The organism is Bacteroides sp. Phil13 (assembly GCF_001940965.1).
In the GTDB taxonomy this organism is placed as follows: domain Bacteria; phylum Bacteroidota; class Bacteroidia; order Bacteroidales; family Bacteroidaceae; genus Bacteroides; species Bacteroides intestinalis.
In genome coordinates, this window is sequence record NZ_MSHA01000081.1 from 182,155 (window position 1) to 203,916 (window position 21,762).

18 protein-coding genes and 1 tRNA gene are annotated in these 21,762 nt (G+C 41.2%); 9 read left to right on the top strand and 10 right to left on the bottom strand.

Annotated elements, in window-relative coordinates; all coding sequences use genetic code 11:
• The 7 genes from BWI44_RS15540 to BWI44_RS15570 all read left to right on the top strand — a co-directional run bounded on the left by BWI44_RS15540 (position 1) and on the right by BWI44_RS15570 (position 6,926).
• Positions 1-1,023, top strand: a complete 1,023-nt coding sequence (locus BWI44_RS15540; protein ID WP_195209414.1) for a radical SAM protein — start codon at positions 1-3, stop codon at positions 1,021-1,023.
• Complete coding sequence (locus tag BWI44_RS15545) at positions 1,020-2,117, top strand: glycosyltransferase family 4 protein (RefSeq protein ID WP_195209413.1); 1,098 nt, start codon at positions 1,020-1,022, stop codon at positions 2,115-2,117. The genes BWI44_RS15540 and BWI44_RS15545 overlap by 4 nt, the downstream gene beginning before the upstream one ends.
• A 56-nt stretch (positions 2,118-2,173) precedes the next feature.
• Complete coding sequence (locus BWI44_RS15550; protein ID WP_007662612.1) at positions 2,174-2,794, top strand: exopolysaccharide biosynthesis polyprenyl glycosylphosphotransferase; 621 nt, start codon at positions 2,174-2,176, stop codon at positions 2,792-2,794.
• Positions 2,795-2,855: 61 nt separating this feature from the next.
• Positions 2,856-4,235, top strand: coding sequence for a capsule assembly Wzi family protein (locus tag BWI44_RS15555; protein ID WP_195209463.1), 1,380 nt, complete (start codon positions 2,856-2,858; stop codon positions 4,233-4,235).
• A 4-nt stretch (positions 4,236-4,239) separates the two neighbouring features.
• Positions 4,240-4,788, top strand: a complete 549-nt coding sequence (gene rfbC / locus BWI44_RS15560; RefSeq protein ID WP_007662608.1) for a dTDP-4-dehydrorhamnose 3,5-epimerase — start codon at positions 4,240-4,242, stop codon at positions 4,786-4,788.
• Between the two features lie 5 nt (positions 4,789-4,793).
• On the top strand, positions 4,794-6,107 hold the full coding sequence (locus BWI44_RS15565; protein ID WP_007662606.1) for a UDP-glucose dehydrogenase family protein: 1,314 nt from the start codon (positions 4,794-4,796) through the stop codon (positions 6,105-6,107).
• Between the two features lie 21 nt (positions 6,108-6,128).
• A complete protein-coding gene (locus BWI44_RS15570; RefSeq protein WP_118216915.1) occupies positions 6,129-6,926 on the top strand; it encodes a DUF4738 domain-containing protein in 798 nt (265 codons plus the stop codon).
• A gap of 13 nt (positions 6,927-6,939) precedes the next feature.
• Here the strand turns inward: BWI44_RS15570 and BWI44_RS15575 are convergent, their stop codons facing one another.
• The 4 genes from BWI44_RS15575 to serB all read right to left on the bottom strand — a co-directional run bounded on the left by BWI44_RS15575 (position 6,940) and on the right by serB (position 13,992).
• Positions 6,940-8,226, bottom strand: coding sequence for a DEAD/DEAH box helicase (locus tag BWI44_RS15575; RefSeq protein ID WP_007662596.1), 1,287 nt, complete (start codon positions 8,224-8,226; stop codon positions 6,940-6,942).
• Between the two features lie 79 nt (positions 8,227-8,305).
• Positions 8,306-9,943, bottom strand: coding sequence for a RagB/SusD family nutrient uptake outer membrane protein (locus BWI44_RS15580; protein WP_394368919.1), 1,638 nt, complete (start codon positions 9,941-9,943; stop codon positions 8,306-8,308).
• Positions 9,944-9,954: 11 nt separating this feature from the next.
• The gene (locus BWI44_RS15585; protein ID WP_286814969.1) at positions 9,955-12,687 is read right to left on the bottom strand and encodes a SusC/RagA family TonB-linked outer membrane protein; all 2,733 of its coding nucleotides are present in this window, start codon (positions 12,685-12,687) and stop codon (positions 9,955-9,957) included.
• A gap of 75 nt (positions 12,688-12,762) precedes the next feature.
• Complete coding sequence (serB, locus tag BWI44_RS15590; RefSeq protein ID WP_007662590.1) at positions 12,763-13,992, bottom strand: phosphoserine phosphatase SerB; 1,230 nt, start codon at positions 13,990-13,992, stop codon at positions 12,763-12,765.
• Positions 13,993-14,374: 382 nt separating this feature from the next.
• Between serB and BWI44_RS15595 the strand changes: the two genes are divergently transcribed.
• Positions 14,375-14,881: a redoxin domain-containing protein gene (locus tag BWI44_RS15595; RefSeq protein ID WP_007662588.1), complete on the top strand. Its 507-nt coding sequence runs from the start codon at positions 14,375-14,377 to the stop codon at positions 14,879-14,881.
• 211 nt (positions 14,882-15,092) lie between these two features.
• On the opposite strand, the gene BWI44_RS15600 is transcribed toward BWI44_RS15595, so the two are convergent.
• The 3 genes from BWI44_RS15600 to lon are packed head-to-tail and all read right to left on the bottom strand — an operon-like array spanning position 15,093 to position 19,836.
• A complete protein-coding gene (locus BWI44_RS15600; RefSeq protein ID WP_007662587.1) occupies positions 15,093-16,229 on the bottom strand; it encodes an LptF/LptG family permease in 1,137 nt (378 codons plus the stop codon).
• The gene (gene tgt / locus BWI44_RS15605; RefSeq protein WP_007662586.1) at positions 16,226-17,356 is read right to left on the bottom strand and encodes a tRNA guanosine(34) transglycosylase Tgt; all 1,131 of its coding nucleotides are present in this window, start codon (positions 17,354-17,356) and stop codon (positions 16,226-16,228) included. Before tgt ends, BWI44_RS15600 begins: the two co-directional genes overlap by 4 nt.
• On the bottom strand, positions 17,353-19,836 hold the full coding sequence (gene lon / locus BWI44_RS15610) for an endopeptidase La (protein WP_195209412.1): 2,484 nt from the start codon (positions 19,834-19,836) through the stop codon (positions 17,353-17,355). Before lon ends, tgt begins: the two co-directional genes overlap by 4 nt.
• A 173-nt stretch (positions 19,837-20,009) precedes the next feature.
• On the opposite strand from lon, the gene BWI44_RS15615 reads away from it, so the two are divergent.
• The gene (locus tag BWI44_RS15615; RefSeq protein ID WP_195209411.1) at positions 20,010-20,717 is read left to right on the top strand and encodes a tRNA1(Val) (adenine(37)-N6)-methyltransferase; all 708 of its coding nucleotides are present in this window, start codon (positions 20,010-20,012) and stop codon (positions 20,715-20,717) included.
• Positions 20,718-20,722: 5 nt separating this feature from the next.
• Here the strand turns inward: BWI44_RS15615 and BWI44_RS15620 are convergent, their stop codons facing one another.
• From BWI44_RS15620 to BWI44_RS15630, 3 genes are all read right to left on the bottom strand, one after another.
• Positions 20,723-21,031, bottom strand: a complete 309-nt coding sequence (locus BWI44_RS15620; protein WP_007662583.1) for a nucleotidyltransferase domain-containing protein — start codon at positions 21,029-21,031, stop codon at positions 20,723-20,725.
• 2 nt (positions 21,032-21,033) lie between these two features.
• On the bottom strand, positions 21,034-21,480 hold the full coding sequence (locus tag BWI44_RS15625; RefSeq protein WP_007662581.1) for an HI0074 family nucleotidyltransferase substrate-binding subunit: 447 nt from the start codon (positions 21,478-21,480) through the stop codon (positions 21,034-21,036).
• 173 nt (positions 21,481-21,653) lie between these two features.
• Positions 21,654-21,728 (bottom strand) — tRNA-Pro (locus tag BWI44_RS15630).
• Positions 21,729-21,762 lie beyond the last annotated feature (34 nt).

Here is a 21,762-nt window from a genome sequence, read left to right on the forward strand (position 1 = left end):
ATGAAATCTGCTATAAGTTTGCCTACTGATATGTGTATCATCGTTACATACCGCTGCCCGATGCAGTGCCAGATGTGTAATATATGGCAAAATCCTACAGATCAGCACCAGGAGATAACTCCTATGGAAATGGAAAGACTTCCTAAAGTTAAGTTTATTAATATAACAGGAGGAGAACCATTTGTCCGGGAAGATCTTGAAGAGATTGTAGAAGTCGCATTCCGCAAATCTCCCCGTGTTGTTATATCTACTTCGGGATGGTTTGAAGAACGAATCATTCGTTTGGCCGAGAAATTTCCTAAAATAGGAATACGTATTAGTATCGAAGGGCTGTCTCTAAAAAATGATGAGCTCCGGGGGAGGAAAGGAGGTTTTGATAAGGGGCTCCGCACCTTATTACGTCTTAAAGAAATGGGAGTGAAAGATATAGGTTTCGGCATTACGGTATCTAATTCTAATTCCGCCGATATGCTTTCTCTATATAGATTGTCACGTTCGTTGGGAATGGAGTTCGCAACTGCCGCCTTACATAATTCATATTATTTTCATAAAACAGATAACACAATTACTAACCAAACAGAAGTTTGTGGAAATTTCAGTAAACTGATAGAATGGCAACTAAAAGAGAAGCATCCCAAATCTTGGTTCCGTGCATATTTTAACTGGGGGCTAATCAATTATGTAAAAGGGCAACCACGATTACTCCCTTGCGAAGCTGGATTGGTTAACTTCTTTGTAGATCCGTACGGTGATGTTTATCCCTGTAACGGACTGGAAAGCAAATACTGGAAAGAAAGTATGGGAAATATCCGAACTATGACCTCCTTTGAAGAACTATGGAGAAGTGAACAGGCTGAACACATCAGAAGTTGTGTGCGTAATTGCCCTAAAAATTGCTGGATGGTAGGCACTGCTGCCCCTGTCATGAAGAAATACGTGGCAATTCCCATGAAATGGGTAATAAATCAAAAAATACAATCGTTATTGGGACATCCCATAAACTTGGAGAATAAAGAAAAATGAAAATTGTTGTCACAGGTACCAGAGGTATTCCCGGCATACAGGGTGGGGTAGAGACACATTGTCAGGAACTCTATCCCTTGATTGCGGATGAACAACACGAGATCATCGTCATTCGTCGTCCCAACTATGCTGTGGATCGTTCTGTACAAATCTATAAACAAGTTGCTATTAAAGATATCAGCGCGCCCCGCAGCAAACACCTGGAAGCTTTTGTTCATACCTTTAAAGCTGTGATTTATGCTCGCAAAGTGAAAGCTGACATCGTTCATATTCATGCTGTGGGACCAGCTCTGATGACTCCTGTCGCGCGTTTGTTGGGTATGAAAGTCGTGATAACACATCATGGTCCCGATTATGACCGTGATAAATGGGGACGTTTTGCCAAGTGGATACTATGTATGGGAGAAAGAGCAGGAGTCTATTATGCCAATCATATAATTGTAATATCAGAACATATACGGCAAATAATATATCATCAGTATTCAGCAAAAAGAAACGTCACGCTGATACACAATGGAGTAAATGTACCAACGCGTGTAATTGGTACAGAATATCTTGAAAGTTTAGATTTGACAGAATATGGATATGTTTTGGCTGTAGGACGTTTTGTGAAAGAAAAAAACTTAGACCAACTGGTTGAAGCTTTCACGCAACTTTCTTCACCTTCTATGAAATTAGTAATAGCCGGAGATGCCGACTTTCAAGATGAATATGCTCAAAAGCTAAAAGAAGTATGTTGGAAACAGAAAAATATTTGCCTGACAGGTTTTATAAAAGGAGATAAACTAGCACAATTATATACATATGCAAAAGTATTTGTATTGCCATCCACCCACGAAGGTCTACCTATTGCATTGCTTGAAGCGATGAGCTATGGTTGCCCGGTACTGGCAAGTGATATTCCTGCCAACAAAGAAATAGGACTGCCTGATGAATGTTATTTCAGAAATGGCGATTTTAGTAATTTGCTTCACACCCTAAAAGAAAAGATAGAAATATCTCAGAGCAAACGGATTACTTATGATCTATCATCTTATAGTTGGCATCACATTGCTCAACAGACTAAAGAAATCTATGATTCTTTAATTGTCTAAAACAATATAGGCAAAAGTTTACCGTTCTATAATTCAAAGTACGCTATATTTTAAGAATGAATATACAGTCTCCATTATATAATTTTCCGCTGCAACGGAAAGGTAACCAATTTATAAAAAGAACTCTCGATATTATATTTGCATCGATAGTTTTGATTCTTATATATCCACTGGCTTATATCATTATTGGGTGTTGCATCAAAATAATGATGCCTGGTAAAATAATCTTTTCACAAAAAAGACATGGACAATATGGGAAAGTATTTACCTGTTATAAATTCCGTTCTATGTTGCCAAATGGTGAAGCTGATATACAGCAGGCATCTCATGAAGATCCGCGTATCACTCCTCTTGGGCGTTTCTTACGTATCACCAGTCTTGATGAATTACCTCAATTTTGGAATGTTCTCAAAGGAGATATGTCTATAGTAGGACCACGTCCTCATATGCTGATACACACGGAGCAATATTGCAATATTATTCCTGAATACAACAAAAGGCTTATGGTTAAACCGGGAATAACGGGCTGGGCACAGATACACAACTTGCGTGGTGAAACGGAAAAGTTGGACAAGATGAAGAAAAGAGTGGAATATGATATATGGTATATTGAGCATTGGTCATTCTTATTAGACCTAAGAATAATGCTGAGCACAGCGAAAATCATATTTCGATAAGCCTATGCGTAAAGTCTGCTACATACTCACAATCCTGTTTTGTTTCTCTGCATCCTCCGTGATGACAGCACAAAATGGCCTGAAACAACAGAATGTTTCATCTTTCGTTGAATATGGAGCATCTGTCCACACGGGCGATAATACTCCTTTATGGCAAGTAAGTAATCAGCATGGGCTTTCCTCTATCGACAATAATACTTACTTAAGAGGTGGTGCTTTCTATACAGATACAATCCGCCAATGGAGGTTGGAAGGTGGACTGGATATGGCAGTGGCTGCAGGATTTACATCTACCTTTGTTTTGCAACAGGCATACGCAGATATTCGATACAAATGGATAGGATTACTTATTGGTAGTAAAGAGATTAATTCCCCTTTATTAAACCGAGAATTAAGTAGCGGAGGATTACTCTGGTCAGGAAATGCAAGACCCATTCCGCAAGTATGGATAGGCCTTCCTGAATATGTACAGATACTGCCACGCCTTGCCTTGAAAGCAGAAATATCATACGGATGGTTTACTGACAATAAATACCAAGAAGAAAAGGTTGGAGAAGATTTCTGGTATACCAAGAGTATCAAATACCATCACAAGAGTGGATTTCTCCGCATCGGTGTACCACAAGGTAAATGGCAACTGGATTTAGGTATGAGCCTGGATGTACAATTTGGCGGTTACAAAAGTGCCGGAATAGATGCAGGAGATTTGGGAAATAGTTGGAAAGATTATTTCAAAGTATTTATCCCGACTCATGGAGATGACAGTAGTCCGGAGGGTGAACAGATAGCTTATCAAGGTAATTTTATGGGCAGTGAGCATATCCGGATGACCTATCGTCACAATGATTTCTCAATTAGTGCCTATATGGAAAACTATTATGATGATTTCAGCGGAATGGGTAAGCTCAATGGATTTGACGGATTGTGGGGAGTCGAGTATAAATCCAATCATAAGCAAGCTATCAATGGTTTCGTTCTGGAATATTATCAAACTACCAACCAAAGTGGTCCGATGCATGGGTTAGACTTCAGTGAGGTAAAGAAGACAGGGGGAGCCGATGACTACTATAATAATGATTGGTATCCCGGTTGGGTACATTGGGGGATGAGCATGGCCAATCCGTTGATAGCTTCTCCTATTTACAACAAAGATGGCGATATGACCTTCAAATATAATCGTGTACGAGCTATGCATTTAGGCTGGAGTGGAGACATCAGCAGTGAATGGACATACCTCGCAAAACTGTCATATAACAAAACTTGGGGAACTCCTTTCAAACCTATACCTGATATATTAGAAAATTTTTCTACTTTTGCATCAATTATCTATACTCCTCGTAAATGGAAGGGATGGAGGTTCAATGCTTCTATCGCTTTTGATACCGGAGAGATATATGGCGACAATTTAGGTTGCCAGTTGAAAGTACGAAAAATATTCTAAAGAAATGAATTACATACAGACGGAAATTGATGGCGTATGGTTGATTGAGCCAAAAGTGTTTCGCGACGAACGCGGGTATTTTATGGAAGCCTTTAAAGAGGAAGATTTTAAAGCGCACATAGGTGATGTACATTTCGTTCAGGACAATGAATCGAAATCCTCTTTCGGCGTGTTACGCGGACTACACTATCAAAAAGGAGAATACTGCCAGTCGAAACTGGTACGTGTCATTAAAGGAAAAGTTCTGGATGTGGCAGTAGACCTGCGGCGGACATCCCCGACGTTCGGCAAATATGTCAGCGTGGAACTGAGTGAAGAGAACCAACGCCAGTTCTTCATTCCCCGTGGTTTTGCACACGGTTTTCTGGTATTAAGCGACGAAGCTATTTTTACGTATAAAGTGGATAATGTGTACGCTCCACAGGCAGAAGCATCCATCCGCTTCAATGATGAAACGATAGGCATTGACTGGCCGGTTGCCGAAGAACATTTACTATTATCTCCTAAAGATAAAGCTGCTCCTCTTTTTAAGGATGCAGTATATTTTGAATAAAGAGTATGAAGATAGCTATTGTCGGTACAGGATATGTCGGTCTGGTGACTGGAACCTGTTTTGCAGAAATTGGTGTCAACGTTATTTGCGTAGACACGAACAGTGAGAAAATCGAAGCACTGAAGAAAGGTATCATTCCTATCTATGAGAGTGGTCTGGAAGAAATGGTAAACCGGAATGTGAAAGCCGGACGCCTACACTTCACAACTTCGCTGGAAAGTTGCCTGAATGAAGTGGACGTCATTTTCAGTGCCGTTGGTACTCCTCCTGATGAAGATGGAAGCGCTGACCTTAGTTATGTACTTGAAGTTGCCCGTACTATTGGCCGGAATATGCAAAAGTACATATTGGTAGTTACCAAAAGCACAGTTCCCGTTGGCACAGCTAAAAAAGTACGCGCTGCTATTCAGGAAGAATTGGATAAACGAAGCATTAACATTCAATTCGATGTAGCTTCTAATCCGGAATTTCTAAAAGAAGGTAACGCCATTAATGACTTCATGAGTCCCGACCGAGTAGTAGTAGGAGTAGAGTCCGAACGTGCAAAAAAGCTGATGAGCAAGCTTTACAAGCCGTTTTTGCTGAATAATTTCCGTGTTATATTTATGGATATTCCATCTGCCGAGATGACTAAATATGCAGCTAATTCAATGCTCGCCACCCGCATCAGTTTTATGAATGACATAGCTAATCTTTGCGAACTGGTAGGTGCGGATGTGAACATGGTGCGTAGCGGTATTGGTTCGGATACCCGTATTGGTCGTAAGTTTCTCTATCCCGGTATTGGTTATGGAGGTTCTTGCTTCCCAAAAGATGTGAAAGCACTCATTAAAACCGCTGAACAAAATGGCTACCAAATGCGTGTGTTGCATGCAGTAGAAGAAGTAAACGAACTGCAAAAAAGTATCCTTTTTGATAAGCTTTGCAAGCATTTCGACAATGACCTGAAAGGTAAAACAATTGCTTTGTGGGGGCTGGCTTTTAAACCGGAAACTGATGATATGCGTGAGGCACCTTCACTGGTCTTGATAGATAAATTACTTAAAGTCGGATGTAAAGTGCGCGCTTACGATCCTGCTGCAATGGACGAATGCCGCCGCCGGATAGGAGAGAGCATTTACTATGCAAGAGACATGTATGATGCCGTACTTGATGCTGATGCTTTGATGCTGGTTACTGAATGGAAGGAGTTCCGGTTACCGTCCTGGGCAGTTATCAAAAAAACAATGGAACGAGCTGTAGTGCTGGACGGGCGCAACATCTATGATAAAAAAGAAATGGAAGAGCAAGGATTTATTTATTATTGCATCGGACATTAAGAACATAAAACAGAGGGAGTTATGATAAAGTGGGGTACTATTTCTATAGTGCTCGTTATTGTGCTGACATCTTGCAATAACGTCAAAAGTGGAGAGACTTCCAGCAAGGAAGATCTGACCGCAAAGGAAATGTTGCAAGGTATCTGGATAGATGACGAGACGGATATGCCGTTAATGCGTATTAGCGGTGATACGATTTATTATGTCGACCCTCAAAATATTCCAGTTTATTTCAAGGTACTTCGCGACACAATATATGTACGAGGTAATACCCCTATAGCTTATAAAATAGACCGGCAGACAGAATACAGTTTCTGGTTCCATTCGCTTTCTGATGAAATCGTGAAATTGCATAAGTCAGAAAACCCGGAAGATACACTGTCATTCTCCAGTCAGAAAGCGGAAGCCATTCCCACTATCTCTGAAGTGGTGCAAAAGGATAGTGTGGTAATGTATAAAGGAACACGTTATCGGGGATACGTCTATATTAATCCTTCCAAGATGAAGGTAATCAGGACTACCTATTCAGATGAAGGAATTGGTATCGATAATGTATACTACGACAATGTGATTCATATCTGTGTCTATGAAGGCAAGAATTTACTGTACGGTCAAGATATAACCAAGAAAATGTTCCATACTGTCTTCCCGGAAGAAGTACTCAGCCAAATGATCCTTACTGATATGGATTTCATGGGAGTGAATGGAAAAGGCTATCACTATGAAGCTACGCTCCGTATTCCGGAAAGCTCCGTTTACCACCTTGTGGACCTGACTATTGATGCTAATAAAGAGCTACATATAAAAATGGTGGAGTAATAAAACTTCACCATTATTTCTTTTCAGGAGCTCTACCATTTCTTCCTTTTGGAGTTCCGCCTTTCTTCTTATTCCCAGCACCTTTATTTGTATTTCTGCCTCCCTTGGACGAGCGGAAGTTTCTCTTGCCTCTGCCATCATAACTACGTGGTTTGTATTCAGGTGCTTCGCCTAACTCCTCGGGTACAGCTATCTTATAAATCTCTTTCTCCAGGAAATTCTCTATTTGCTTGAAATTGCTTTGCTCCTTTTCGTTGATGAAAGTCAAAGCAACACCATCATTATTAGCACGTGCTGTACGGCCAATACGGTGAACGTAATCTTCGCTATCATGGGGAACATCGTAGTTGATCACAAGACGGATATCATCAATATCAATACCACGTGCCACAATGTCTGTAGCGACCAGAATGTTTACACGTCCGGCTTTAAATTCATGCATCACCTCCTCACGTTGAGCCTGTTCCAGATCTGAATGCATTTCACCCACATTCAACTTCATCATTTTTAGAGCTTTCGTCACCTCTTTTACCTTCAGTTTGGATGAAGCAAATATAATAACGCGTTCCGGTGTCTGCTCAGCAAAAAGGCTGCGAATGATACCCAATTTCTGATTCTCGTAACAAACATACGCTGCCTGTACGATCTTTTCAGCAGGACGGGAAACGGCAAGCTTAACTTCGGCAGGATTGTTGAGGATAGTGTTAGCGAGTTGCTGGATCTTGGCAGGCATGGTGGCAGAAAACATGATTGTTTGCCGTTCCTTGGGCAAGTATTTCACTATCTGCATAATGTCGTCATAGAATCCCATATCGAGCATACGGTCGGCTTCATCAAGAATGAAATAGGAAACACGCGAAAGATCAACATAGCCCAAGCTAAGATGAGCAATCAAGCGTCCCGGAGTAGCGATTACAACATCAGCTCCCAGCATCAACCCTTTTTTCTGTTGTTCAAAAAGTACTCCGTCATTACCACCATAGACAGCTACACTACTGACAGGCATAAAATAAGAAAAACCTTCCATCTGCTGGTCTATCTGCTGTGCCAACTCACGCGTAGGCGACATAACAATACAGTTGATAGCATCTTCCGGATGGTTACCCTCCGATAGTTTATTCAATACAGGCAGCAGATAAGCGGCTGTCTTACCAGTTCCGGTCTGTGCTACGGCTATCAAATCTCTGCCTTCAAGTATAACGGGGATGGATTTCTCTTGTATAGGTGTGCACTCGTCGAAGCGCATGGCTTCCAGTGCATCAAGCACCTGATCATTCAGTTGTAGTTCGGAAAACTTCATGTTTCTTTTTATTTAGCCGCAAAGATAGGAAATAAAGTGATTAACACAAAAGAATGAAGCGACTTTGCAATCCATTCCTTTAATAGCCCGGATGCTGCTCCCATCCCAGATTCATCTGTCTGATTTTCTCTGGGATAGGGAAGACGGTAGTATATCCGTTTTCCTCATCAGGCAGTTGCGGACGACTGCTGTAAGTACGGGTAAATTGTCTGAAACGAATTAGGTCCTGGCGTCTCCAACCTTCCCATGCAAATTCCAACTGACGTTCAGCAAGAAGATTTTCTAAAGTAGCAACACGTTCCGGTGCTCCTACACGAGTACGCACTTGGTTCAGTTCTTCATCTCCATCACGCCCGTCACGAACCTTAGCCTCACTCTTCATCAATAACACATCTGCATAACGGAATAAGACAATATCATTTTCCATCAGTTTACCATCTTTCATTGCTTTATCATCAATCTCATATTTCTTCATTCGGGCGCCGGCAGTCTTTTCGTAAGGTTCATCGGATATATCTAACTTTACTTTCCACGGCTCGTAAACCAAAACAGTTCCATCATCCAATTTTACAACGTTACCTTTCAAATCGTAGACTATACCTGCATAATAGCAGAAATCAAAACGAGGGTCTTGTAGATCGGTATCATATCCAAAGGTCTGCAGGGCTTCAATGGTAGCACTCGATCCGTTTTCACCGGATAACCCTAATGCTTTGGCATGATTATAATGGCGTGAACGGAAAAGATATTGCATCTGATTGGCGTACAGCGTTTTGCTCATAGGTATAGTAAAGATATTCTCAACGGAACTCTCATTGTATACAGCAAAATTAGCTGTATAATCCGGCTCGAGGCGATAGCCAAACGCTGTAATCTTATCACAATAAGTTTCTGCAGTCTGCCAGGCATTTAATGTAGTGCCATCTACTTCGAAAAAGATATTCTTTCCATCAGGACGAACACCATCTGTCCAGTTATTGTCTGTGTAAATTTCGGCATTCAGTGCCAACTTTGCCAGCAAAAAGTATGCAACAGGACGTGTCAAACGTCCGTAATAATTGCCGGAACGGTTGCTGAACTGGGCGGGCAGGAGTGGAGAGGCCTCTTGTAATTCCCTGACTACAAAGTCGAATACATTCTTACGCTCGCTCAACACTATATCTTTTGAAGCAACATTGGAGTGTAAAACCAGTGGTATACGTCCAAACAGATCCATCAGATAGTAATAGTACATTGCACGAAAAGCACGTACCTCGGCGCGATAGCCGGGGAGTTCCGCATCAGAGTGGGTTAGAGCATAGGTTTCTATATGTTCCAGAGAGTTGTTACTAAGCATAATTACCTTATAAAGATATTCCCAGGTGGCCTGTATTGCATCATTGTTTACACCCCATTTATGTAGAAATAATCCTTGCCAGAAACCACCATCATACCAGTCGCCACCTCGGGTAGGCATAATGGCTTCATCAGTGGTAAAAGTATTCAGGTCATAGATACCACGGCCGGTTCCTTGCAATCCCTGGCTATCAGCATTTCCACCTATGTAATTGTAGAGGGATGCCACTGCATTGAGATAGAGTTCAGAGATATTACTATAACCTTCCTCTTCGGGCAGTGCATCACGAGACTTTTCTTTCAGAAAACCGTCGCACGAAGCCATTCCCCAGCAAAGGGCAACTAAAATACAAAACGAACAAAATATAGAATTACGTTTCATGGCTTTAAGGTTTAGAAGTTTACACTAAGTCCGATAGTATATATGCGGTATAGAGGATAATTGCGTTTATCATCTATTCCCAGAGTAGCATTTACAGACGAACTGTTTATCATAGGCGTTAAGCCTGAGTAACCTGAAATTGTCGCCAGATTGTTAACAGTCAGGGACAGCCGGAGCGACTGCAAGTAACGGGTATTCTTCAACGGAACATTCCAGCCTAACGTAACATAATCGAAGTTAATGTAATCGCCATCTTCCAACCAGTAATCCGTAGCTGTCTGGTCTTTAATGTTCTGTGCAGGCGCTTTTTTCATGACGTTATAATCGGGGAAACTGTTCATATTCATATAAGTCAATGAGGTACCATTGTACACTTTATGGCCGAATGCACCGTTTATCTGTAGCGATATATCAAAATCTTTATAACGGAAACTGATATTGGAACCAAGTATCGTCTTTGGCACAGCCTGTCCTGCCACATAACGGTCTTCACCATCTTCCAGACTGACACCACCGCCATTCAGATCGGCAATCTGATAGGTATATCCACCATTTCCATCGGATACCAGCCCTGTACAATGGGGCAGATAGAATGCACCCAGAGGCTGACCCACAATCTGATAAACAATATGATTGTATCCACCGTGGAATCCAGCACCATCCAGTCCGGCGAGGCTCTTATATTCTGTAGCTGAAATATGTTCGCCCTGGTAGTTTCCGTCAAGAGAAAGTAATTTGTTTTGCTGGAAAGTCAGATTGGCATTGATATTCAGTTCCATGTCTTTGGTCTTCAGCGGAGTAATGCCGATAGATAGCTCTGTTCCATAATTACGCATAGAACCAATGTTTGCCAGTAAAGTATTATAAGTAAAAGGTGGTACACTCACGTTATAAAGATAAAGCATGTCCTTCGTCTTGGAATTGTAATAATTGGCAGTCAGCAGCAATCGGTTACCCAGCAAAGCTACTTCTATACCGGCATTGAATGTCTGCTTCACTTCCCACTTCAAATCCGGATTCGTATTCCTCAACTTATCCATTGTGACTACAGGTGTAGAACCTACCGGTGCAATACCATTAGGTCGCATCAAATTCAACGTAGTATATGAATCAATGCCGTTTTGATTGCCCGCCAAACCATATCCTGCACGGATTTTCAGATTATCGATAAAAGAAAGTTTTTCCATAAACTTCTCTTTACTAACTACCCATGCAACAGATACAGCCGGGAAAAATCCCCATTTATGATTACTGCCAAACTTGGAAGACGCATCCCCACGGGCATTCACCGTAAGGATATATCGATCATCATATGTATAATTCACGCGCCCCATAAAAGAAACCAAACGAGGGTCTTCGTAGTAGGAATTAGTTCCATCCCACGGACGAATGGCACCTCCCTGAAGATTATCATAACCTAATTTGTCATTACTGAAATTTGTAACTGTAGTATAAAATCCGGAATATTTGTCTTTCTGTATCTCTGCCAGTCCTAAAACATCAAAGAAGTGTTTCCTCCATTCTTTTTTATAAGACAGCATCAGGTTGCCCAGCAATGATTCCATTTTCTTGTCTCCTCTGTATGCCTGCCCTTGTGCCCAGACAGCAACTGGCAGATACTGCGCATTTTCTACTACATTATATGTATAGGAACCGAAAAAAGTCAGTTTCCATGCTTCGGCCAGATTGAATGTCAACCGGGCATGCGTACTGATATGCGATGTAGCATTCTTGTCTTTCACATCCATCCATGCCAACGGATGTGATAACTGGCTGGCATGAGCATATCCATCCCAGTTACCGGTCTCCGGATTCTTGTGATTCGGGAAAGTAGGATTATACGAAGCAGCAGAATAGAATACTTTGTGCAGATTCACCAGATTACGTTCCTTTTGTACGGAACCAAACATACCAAGATCACATTTAAGGAAATTATCGAATACATACTGTGTCATATTCATATTCGATGTGAAGTTCTGCAACTTTTCATTGACAATCACTCCTTCACGATTCATTAGAGCGAGTGAAACACGATAATTGGAAGTATTCGTTCCTCCCGAAAACGCAATATGATGATTATGCTGTAATCCCGTTTGCTCAATCTCTTTCTGGAAATCTGTATTGTTTCCCATATCCAAAATAGAGATGCCACGCTCCTGGGCCAATGTCCGGAATTCATTTCCATTGAGCATCCTCACTGTTTTATAACTCGAGGCAATGCCGAAACTTCCATTATAGTTAACGCTTGTACGCCCACTGACACCTTTTTTTGTAGTAATCTCAATCACACCCGATGCTCCGCGCGAACCGTATTGTGCAGTTTCCGAAGCATCCTTCAGGATAACAAAGCTTTCAATATCCGCCGGATAAATAGATGTAAGCATACTCAGGTCACCAAAAACTCCGTCTACAATAATTAACGGGTCATTTCCAGTAGTCAGGGAGGTAGTGCCACGCAGACGGACAGCGTCCAGCGCAGCAGGTCCATTCGAACCTTTCAGAATCGTCAATCCCGGTACCCGTCCACGGATGGCATCCAGCGGATTGGTAATCTGGTCTTTATTCATCTGATTTTCAGTAATTCTTTCCACCAGGCCAGAAAGATTTTTACGAAGTCCGGTGGCATATCCAACAGTGGTTATCGAATCAGGGAGGGGAACATGAAGTTTTGTTTGTGCGACAGCAGGTAAGCCGACTGCAACTAAAAGTAAAGAGAGACAGAATAGGTTCCTTATTCTCTTCATAGTATTCAAATTTAAGAGATTCCGCAAATATATATGTCACTATATGAAACAAATATATTTGCGGAATAGTTCAACTCATTTCGGCAAATCGATATATGAGTCTTTAAAGCCTAAGAAATAGAGTACCCCATCCAAACCAATCGTGTTAATAGATTGCTTTGCATTGGCAACCACTTTCGGTTTGGCATGGAAAGCAATGCCCAATCCAGCAACACCCAGCATCGGAAGATCATTCGCTCCGTCACCCACAGCAATGGTCTGAGCAATGTCTACCTTCTCTACCTGTGCAATGAGGCGCAACAATTCAGCTTTTCGCTTACCGTCTACCACATCTCCCAGATAACGGCCGGTCAACTTACCGTCCACTATTTCCAATTCATTGGCATATACATAATCAATGCCATATTTCTTTTGAAGATATTGCCCGAAATAAGTGAAACCACCGGAAAGAATGGCTATCTTGTAACCATACTTTTTCAATACATACATCAGGCGATCTACACCTTCCGTAATGGGCAGATTTTCTGCTATTTCCTGCATGACAGATTCATCCAGGCCTTTCAACAGAGCTACACGCTCACGGAAACTTTCAGTAAAATCTATCTCACCACGCATAGCACGCTCAGTGATGGCTTTCACCTCATTGCCCACACCAGCGCGTATAGCCAATTCGTCAATTACTTCCGTTTCAATCAGAGTCGAATCCATATCGAAACAGATCAGTCGGCGCATCCGGCGATACATATTATCAAGCTGGAAAGAGAAATCCATTTCCAGTTCGCTCGCCAGCTTCATTAACTCTTCCTGCATAGCAATACGGTCTTTCGGAGTTCCCCGGACAGAAAACTCTATGCAGGCACGTGTACGCGAATCACATTCATCCAATGGAATACGCCCCGTCAGGCGTTTGATGGCATCGATATTCATCCCCTGTTCAGCAAGAATACGGGTAACGGCAGAGATCTGGCGGGCAGATAATTTACGCCCCAGCAGAGTAAGGATATAGCGGTTCTTTCCCTGCATATTCACCCAATCTTCATATTCCTTTACTGAAATAGGATAGAAGCGAATCGTCACTCCCAAAGAAGACGCTTTGAAAAGCAACTCTTTCATAATGAATCCTGAATGTTGTTCCTCTGTCTTGCATAAGATACCTAATGACAGTGTATTATGGATGTCGGCCTGACCAATGTCAAGAATAGTAGCGTCGTATTTAGCTAAAATTTCTGTAACAGATGCAGTCAATCCCGGACGATCTTCGCCCGTGACCCGGATAAGTATAAGTTCTGTGCTCAATGGTTGCATAAAAGTTGTTTATCTAAATTAATGAATAACACGATGCAAAAGTAGGCAAAATTTCTTTTGCGCCATTCATTAAACAGTAATAGTTCTGAAAGGTTCCCTCTTTCAGCCTAATGCTAATGAGAAAAACACACCATATCTATTCATCAAATGCATCATATATATCATGCTGAGAGATATCCTGAAATGCAAAACATGTTATATAACATGAAAAAGTTAACCGTTTACTTGATTTTCAATAATAATGTTGTACCTTTGTCCCCGATTTAGAACAAATGGTTCTATAATCTTAGTAAACGTTGATCGTATATTTGTTTGTTAAGACGTTATTTCATCGTCCGACAAACACTTATAAATCAACTAGTATTAACCAAAACCGCCTTACATGAAGCATGTAAAATGGATTTTTGTTGTATTACTAATTAGTTCCTTGACTTCTTTCGTAGAAAAAGACAAACCTACCGGAGGTTTAAATGTGGGTGACATAGCCCCTGATTTTAAAATCAAAGCTATGTCGACTGAGCAACAACCGACTCAAAATCTGTCAAAGATGAAGGGAAAATATGTGTTACTCAGTTTCTGGGCAAGTTACGACGCGCAATCCCGGATGCAAAACGCAAGTTTAAGCAATGCACTTCGTTCAACTTCTCAAAACAATAATGTGGAAATGGTTTCCGTATCATTCGATGAATATCAATCTATCTTTGAGGAAACCATTCGTAAGGACCAAATAGTTACGCCCACCTGTTTCGTGGAAACTAAAGGCGAGTCGTCCGGCATCTTTAAAAAATACCGTTTAGGCCGGGGATTTACTAACTATTTACTGGATGATAATGGTGTGATTATAGCCAAAAACATCTCTGCTGCAGAACTTTCAGCTTACTTGAATTAAGCTTTCACTGCACATTGCCATGAAAGATTTAAAGAACATGTAAGACGAAAGTGGGGTTGCTTCTAAATACACATACGATGAGAATGCATCGCTAAAGTTATGAAGAAGCAAAGACAAAAGAGGAAATGGATACAACAAAAAAGCCCCTCCTGCACTTGTGGTAACACAAGGAGCAGGAGGGGCTTCTTATTTTTATTCATTCGGTTATTCCTTATTTCGGTGCTTTCTGATACAAGTAGAATGCTATGAAAGCATAGAGTATATTCGGTATCCATACGGCAACTACCGGAGGTACATTACCATTTACAGCAAAAGTAGAAGCGATCGTTTGGAAAAGGATATATGAGAAACTTAATGCCAAACCTATACCCAAATGCAATCCCATTCCACCCTTGGTCTTTTTCGAAGAAAGAGAAACTCCGATCAGCGTAAGGATAAACGATGCAAACGACATGGCAATGCGCTTATGATATTCAAGTTCAAACTCCTTGATATTGGCAAATCCACGCTGCCGCTGCCTGCTAATATATTCACTTAATTCGGGACTGGTCATCATTTCCTGTTGATTTTTCATAATAAGGAAATCAGCAGGCTCCATGAAAAGGATACTGTCAATACGATCACCCTTAACTATATTTTCTTTCATGCCGTCCATCTCGCGTATCATGTAATCCTTAATGGTCCATTTATGAACAGATGCTGTATCATAAGTAATGGAACGAGCCGTAAGATGAGACACCAACTGCTTATCTTTAAATTTATCCAATGAAAAGCGATATCCTGTCTTACTATAATCTTCAAAACGTTCAATATAGGCAATCACCCCCGAATCCACTTCCAGCTGAATATTCCGGGCAGTATTTGATTTACGTTGCTTATAGTACTTATCCTCAAAATTGATACGTGTCACACTACCCTTAGGTATTACATAAGAGCCTAAGCAAAAAGTTACTACCGCAATAATGGCAGCCGATACCATATAAGGCCGGAGCATCCGCTTAAAACTCATTCCGGTAGAAAACATCGCAATAATCTCCGAGTTCTCGGCCAGTTTTGAAGTAAAGAATATAACCGAAATAAACACAAACAGCGGACTGAACAGATTGGCAAAGTAAGGAACAAAGTTCAGATAATAATCAAAAACTATGGCTTTCCATGGCGCTTCGTGTGACATGAACTTGTCCATCTTCTCATTAAAGTCGAATACCACTGCAATAGAGATAATCAATGCAATGGCAAACACATAAGTTCCGAGGAACTTCTTGATAATGTAGAAGTCGAGCCGCTTCAACCACTTCCAGTTATCCGGCAACTTTATACCTTTTATTTTCCAGTTCAGTTTTCTCATAACCTTGTCGATACGCGTTTTACCATCATCGGTTTCCATGTAGAGAAGTCACCGGCAATGATGTGCTTGCGAGCTTCACCCACCAGCCACAGATAAAAAGCTAAATTATGGATAGATGCAATTTGCATAGCCAGCAATTCTTGTGCATGGAACAGATGGCGCAGATACGCTTTACTATATAAGGTATCTACAGCAGAAGCTCCGTCTGCCTCAATAGGAGAGAAGTCCGTTTCCCATTTCTTATTGCGCATATTGATAATACCGTCTTTGGTAAACAACATACCATTCCGTCCGTTTCGGGTTGGCATCACGCAGTCGAACATATCTACACCACGCTCTATACCTTCCAGGATATTTACCGGTGTACCTACACCCATCAGATAACGGGGTTTATCTTTCGGCAGAATCTCGTTCACCAACTCAATCATCTCATACATCTTGTCTACCGGTTCACCTACCGCCAAACCACCGATAGCATTACCATCCGCACCCTTCGATGCGATGAATTCCGCAGATTCCTTGCGAAGATCAGGATATACACATCCTTGAACAATGGGGAAGAGCGACTGTTGGTATCCATATTTTGGTTCTGTCTCATTGAAACGCTGAATACAACGGTCCAGCCAACGGTGCGTCAGTCCTAATGACTTTTTGGCATACGCATAATCCGAATCTCCCGGAGGGCACTCGTCAAAAGCCATCATAATATCTGCACCAATCGTACGTTCGATGTCCATTACCTTTTCGGGAGTGAAGATATGCTTACTACCATCAATATGTGAACGGAATTCTGCACCTTCTTCCCGTAATTTACGAATACCCGACAATGAAAAGACTTGGAAACCACCACTATCCGTCAACATCGGACGGTCAAAGCCGTTGAACTTATGAAGTCCTCCGGCTTTTTCCAATACATCCAATCCCGGACGCAGATACAGATGATAGGTATTTCCTAATATGATCTGCGCCTCGATATCTTCTTTCAGTTCGGTTACATGCACACCTTTCACCGTTCCTACGGTACCTACCGGCATAAATATAGGTGTTGCTATCTGCCCGTGATCGGTGGTTATCAATCCTGCACGCGCGTTACTTTTACTGTCTGTATATTGTAAGTCGAATGTCATTCTGCTTTCTTTTCTGTCTTTTCTTTCTTTACGGACAGGTCAATGGCATCGGCTACCTTTTCATTGGTCAGCGCAATGGCAAATACTTCTTTCACATCTTTCACGTAGTGGAAAGTCAATCCCTTGAGGTAGATTTCCTGTATTTCGTCAATATTCTTACGATTCTCTTCACTCAAGATAATGTTCTTGATGCCGGCACGTTTGGCAGCCAGAATCTTTTCCTTAATACCTCCTACGGGAAGCACCTTACCACGAAGTGTTATTTCTCCTGTCATAGCAAGATTTGCTTTTACCTTACGTTGGGTGAGGGCAGAAGCAAGAGATGTGGCCATCGTAATACCGGCTGAAGGTCCATCCTTAGGAATAGCACCTTCCGGTACATGTACATGAATATTCCAATTATCAAAGATTTCTTCATCCAGATTTAACAAAGAAGCATGTGCCTTGATATATTCCAAAGCCAGCATTGCAGATTCCTTCATGACGTCGCCCAGATTTCCGGTCAATGTCAGACGTCCGCCTTTTCCACGACTTAAACTGGTTTCTACAAACAAGATTTCTCCGCCTACGGCAGTCCATGCCAGTCCGGTGACTACACCAGCGTAATCATTACCCTGATATTTATCACGGGTATACTCCGGTGCTCCGAGGAATTCATATAAATCTCCCGGCTTAATCTCCTGTTTGGCAAAATAACCATCTGTAGCATACTGACGTGCTGATTTACGAAGTATCTTACCTATTTTCTTCTCCAGTTCACGTACGCCGCTTTCACGAGTATACGACTCGATAATTGCCTCCAGCGTATTCTTCGGTATCTTGATATCATTCTTCTTCATACCGTTAGCTTCCAGTTCTTTCGGAACCAAATGGCGGCGGGCAATCTCTATTTTCTCTTCGGTGATATAACCACTTACCTCAATCAACTCCATACGGTCGAGCAAAGGTCCGGGAATAGTATTCAGGTTATTTGCAGTAGCTATGAACATCACTTTAGACAAATCATAATCTACATCCAGGAAGTTATCATGGAATGTTGTATTCTGTTCCGGATCGAGTACTTCAAGCAGGGCAGAAGAGGGATCCCCCTGACGGTCTGAGCTAACTTTGTCAATTTCGTCCAAGATAAACACCGGATTTGATGAACCTGCCTTGATCAGACTCTTGATAATACGTCCCGGCATAGCACCGATATATGTCTTGCGGTGTCCACGGATTTCAGCTTCATCATGCACACCACCCAATGACATACGAATGTACTTACGCTTCAAGGCAGCAGCGATAGAACGTCCCAAAGAAGTTTTACCCACTCCCGGAGGGCCGTACAAGCAGATAATAGGCGACTTCATGTCACCTTTCAACTTCAATACAGCCAAGTGCTCCAAAATACGTTCTTTCACCTTCTCCAAGCCATAATGATCTTTATTTAAAGTCTTTTCGGCATTGATCAGATTGAAATTATCCGTAGTATATATTCCCCATGGCAAACTCAACATAGTTTGCAGATAATTAAGTTGCACACTGTAATCAGGGGATTGCGGATGTGTACGCTCCAATTTATCCACCTCTTTCATAAAGGTGTCTCTCACTTCTACACTCCATTTAGTAGTGAGTGCTTTGCGGCGCAGCTCTTCAATTTCCTGTTCCTGGCCACCGCCACCCAATTCATCCTGAATGGTTTTAATTTGCTGTTGCAGGAAGTATTCACGTTGTTGTTGGTCAATATCTTCTCGTGCACGCATCTGTATGGACTCCTTAATCTCGGCAAGCTGCACTTCCCGGTTCAGTATCTCTAATAGACGGTAAGTACGTGCCCGCAATGAGTCAATACGTAGCAACTCAATCTTTTCATCTTTCTTCAATGGAAGATTCGTGCAAATAAAATCTACCAGGAACATAGGATTAGTAATGTTCTTGATAGCAAATGCAGAATCCTGCGGGAACATATCAGATGATTTGATATATCTTATAGTCAGATCCTTACAAGCTTCCACCAAAGCATGGAACTCTTTATCATTCTTATCGGGAATATCTTCTTCCAGTGCCCTTACTCGTCCTTTCAAATACGGAGTTGTATCTACAATTTCTTCCAACTCCATACGTTTGACGCCTTGCAGGATAATCGTTGTTGTCTGATCAGGCATCTCCAGGATACGGATAATCTTACCGATCGTACCAATGGTATGCAAATCTTCCAACATTGGCATTTCGGTTTCAGCCACTTTCTGACAGACTACTCCGATATATGCACTCTTCTTTTCTGCTTCACGCACTAATTTCATGGAAGTCTTTCTCCCGACAGATACCGGCATAAACACGCCTGGAAATAAAACCATATTCCGTAAAGGCAATATCGGAAGTATCTCATTCACTTCAATATCCATCAATTGTTCCTCATTCCCCTCAAAATCAGCAATTACTGAGAAAGAGTTTCCTTCTTCTCTCGTCTCCATATCTTTTAGGTAAAGTCTTTTCTTCATTTTGTTCTTTTTAAGTTTATGTCACACTGACAGGGCTTACAAAGCGCCTGCAAAGTTAATCTATTCTTCATTAATATAAAGCACCTTTTCTATAAAAAGACAAAAACAGTGCCAAATTAGTCGTAATATTCCCGACTTTGCCTATTTTTGCCCTCAAATAATAACTATAAACGATGCCAAATCCTTATTTTCAGTTTAAACAATTTACTATATGGCATGATAAATGTGCCATGAAAGTAGGTACAGATGGAGTTCTTTTGGGTGCCTGGGCAGAAGCTGGAAACCCTCAACAAATTCTCGATATTGGTACCGGCACAGGATTGATAGCTTTAATGTTAGCTCAACGTAATCCGCTTTCACAAGTTACAGCTATAGAAATAGATGAAGCCGCGGCAACTCAGGCAGAAGAAAACATAGCGCGTTCTCCATGGGCAAATAGGATAAAAGTTATCTGTAATGATTTCAGTTTATTTCAAACAGATAATAAATATCATCTGATAGTTTCTAACCCTCCTTATTTTGTTGATGCTTTAAATTGCCCTGACAAGCAACGCAATATGGCACGTCACACCTGCGAACTGAATTACGAGTTACTTTTCCGGCGTTCGGCACACTTTCTTGAAGATCAGGGGAGGATATGTATCATCATTCCTACTGAAGCAGAGAAGTTAGTAATTGATACAGCTTGGAAATACAAATTATACCCTTCACGACGCCTTCATGTTTTTACCAAGCCAGGCAAGCCTAGCAGGAGAGTACTTATCGCATTCGGACATCAGGAACAAAAATGTATGGAGGAAACTTTATGTATTGAGGTGGAACGCAATCAATTTACACCGGAATACATTGCGTTGACAAGAGAGTTTTATTTAAAGATGTGATTATATTACTTCTCTTTTTTTTCATAAAACAGTAAACCTACTCGATTTATATGGTCTCCAATTGGAGTACCGATATTCTTATTATAGTCAATAACATCTACTTTATACAGCAACCCCAAATCTTCTATTTGAATATTTATATCCATCAATTGATTGAAAGAAATATCATTCCCCACTATAGCAAGATCTATATCCGATCCTTCTCCATAGTTACCTTTAGCTCGTGAACCGAAAATTACAGCCTTTTCTATATTAGCATGCTTCTCAAGCACACTACAAATATCAGCAATGACAATATCACTTAATCCGTACATAGTTATTCCGGATAAATATTATTTTCTATATTTGATTTCTCTTGAGTTAACCTAATGTTCAATTGCTTTAATAGTACAGCGTATTCTTCAAATATATTTTTTACTATTTCGATAGCTTCACCCTCATTATAAGTATGCGAGGTTGTTACTCTTGCTTTAGCCATTCTCCGCCAAGCATCATGATTGGAAATCAAACCATCTTCAAAGGCTTTTTGAAGGGCACCGTTAGGACCTTGCATAAACTCATACCCTTTGTATTTTAAAAAATCTTGTAATACCTTCCATGCCAGTTCAAAAGTATATTCAAATCGCTGTATAAGTCCCTCTTGCTCCAATTCTGATAAATCCTCCGGGGATTTGTCGGACTCAGTGATTTCAAGTACTCTTTTACAAGCTTTTTGAAAGCTATCATAACGCTGCAACCAACGAACATCTTGATTCTCCTCCATGATATTACATTTTTAGACACTTATCCATTCGCAGTAAATATAGAAATAATATACACTTTAGAGAAATATATTACTTCACTTTTTATAATAAAATGATAAGATTAATAGAAAAAGTGCCCAGTTGTTTAAAAAAAAAGAAGGTGTCATTTATAACACCTTCTTTCACCTTACTGTCGGGGTAGCGGGATTCGAACCCACGACCCCCTGCTCCCAAAGCAGGTGCGCTAACCGGACTGCGCTACACCCCGAATGCCTTATTTCTTAAAAGCGAGTGCAAAGGTA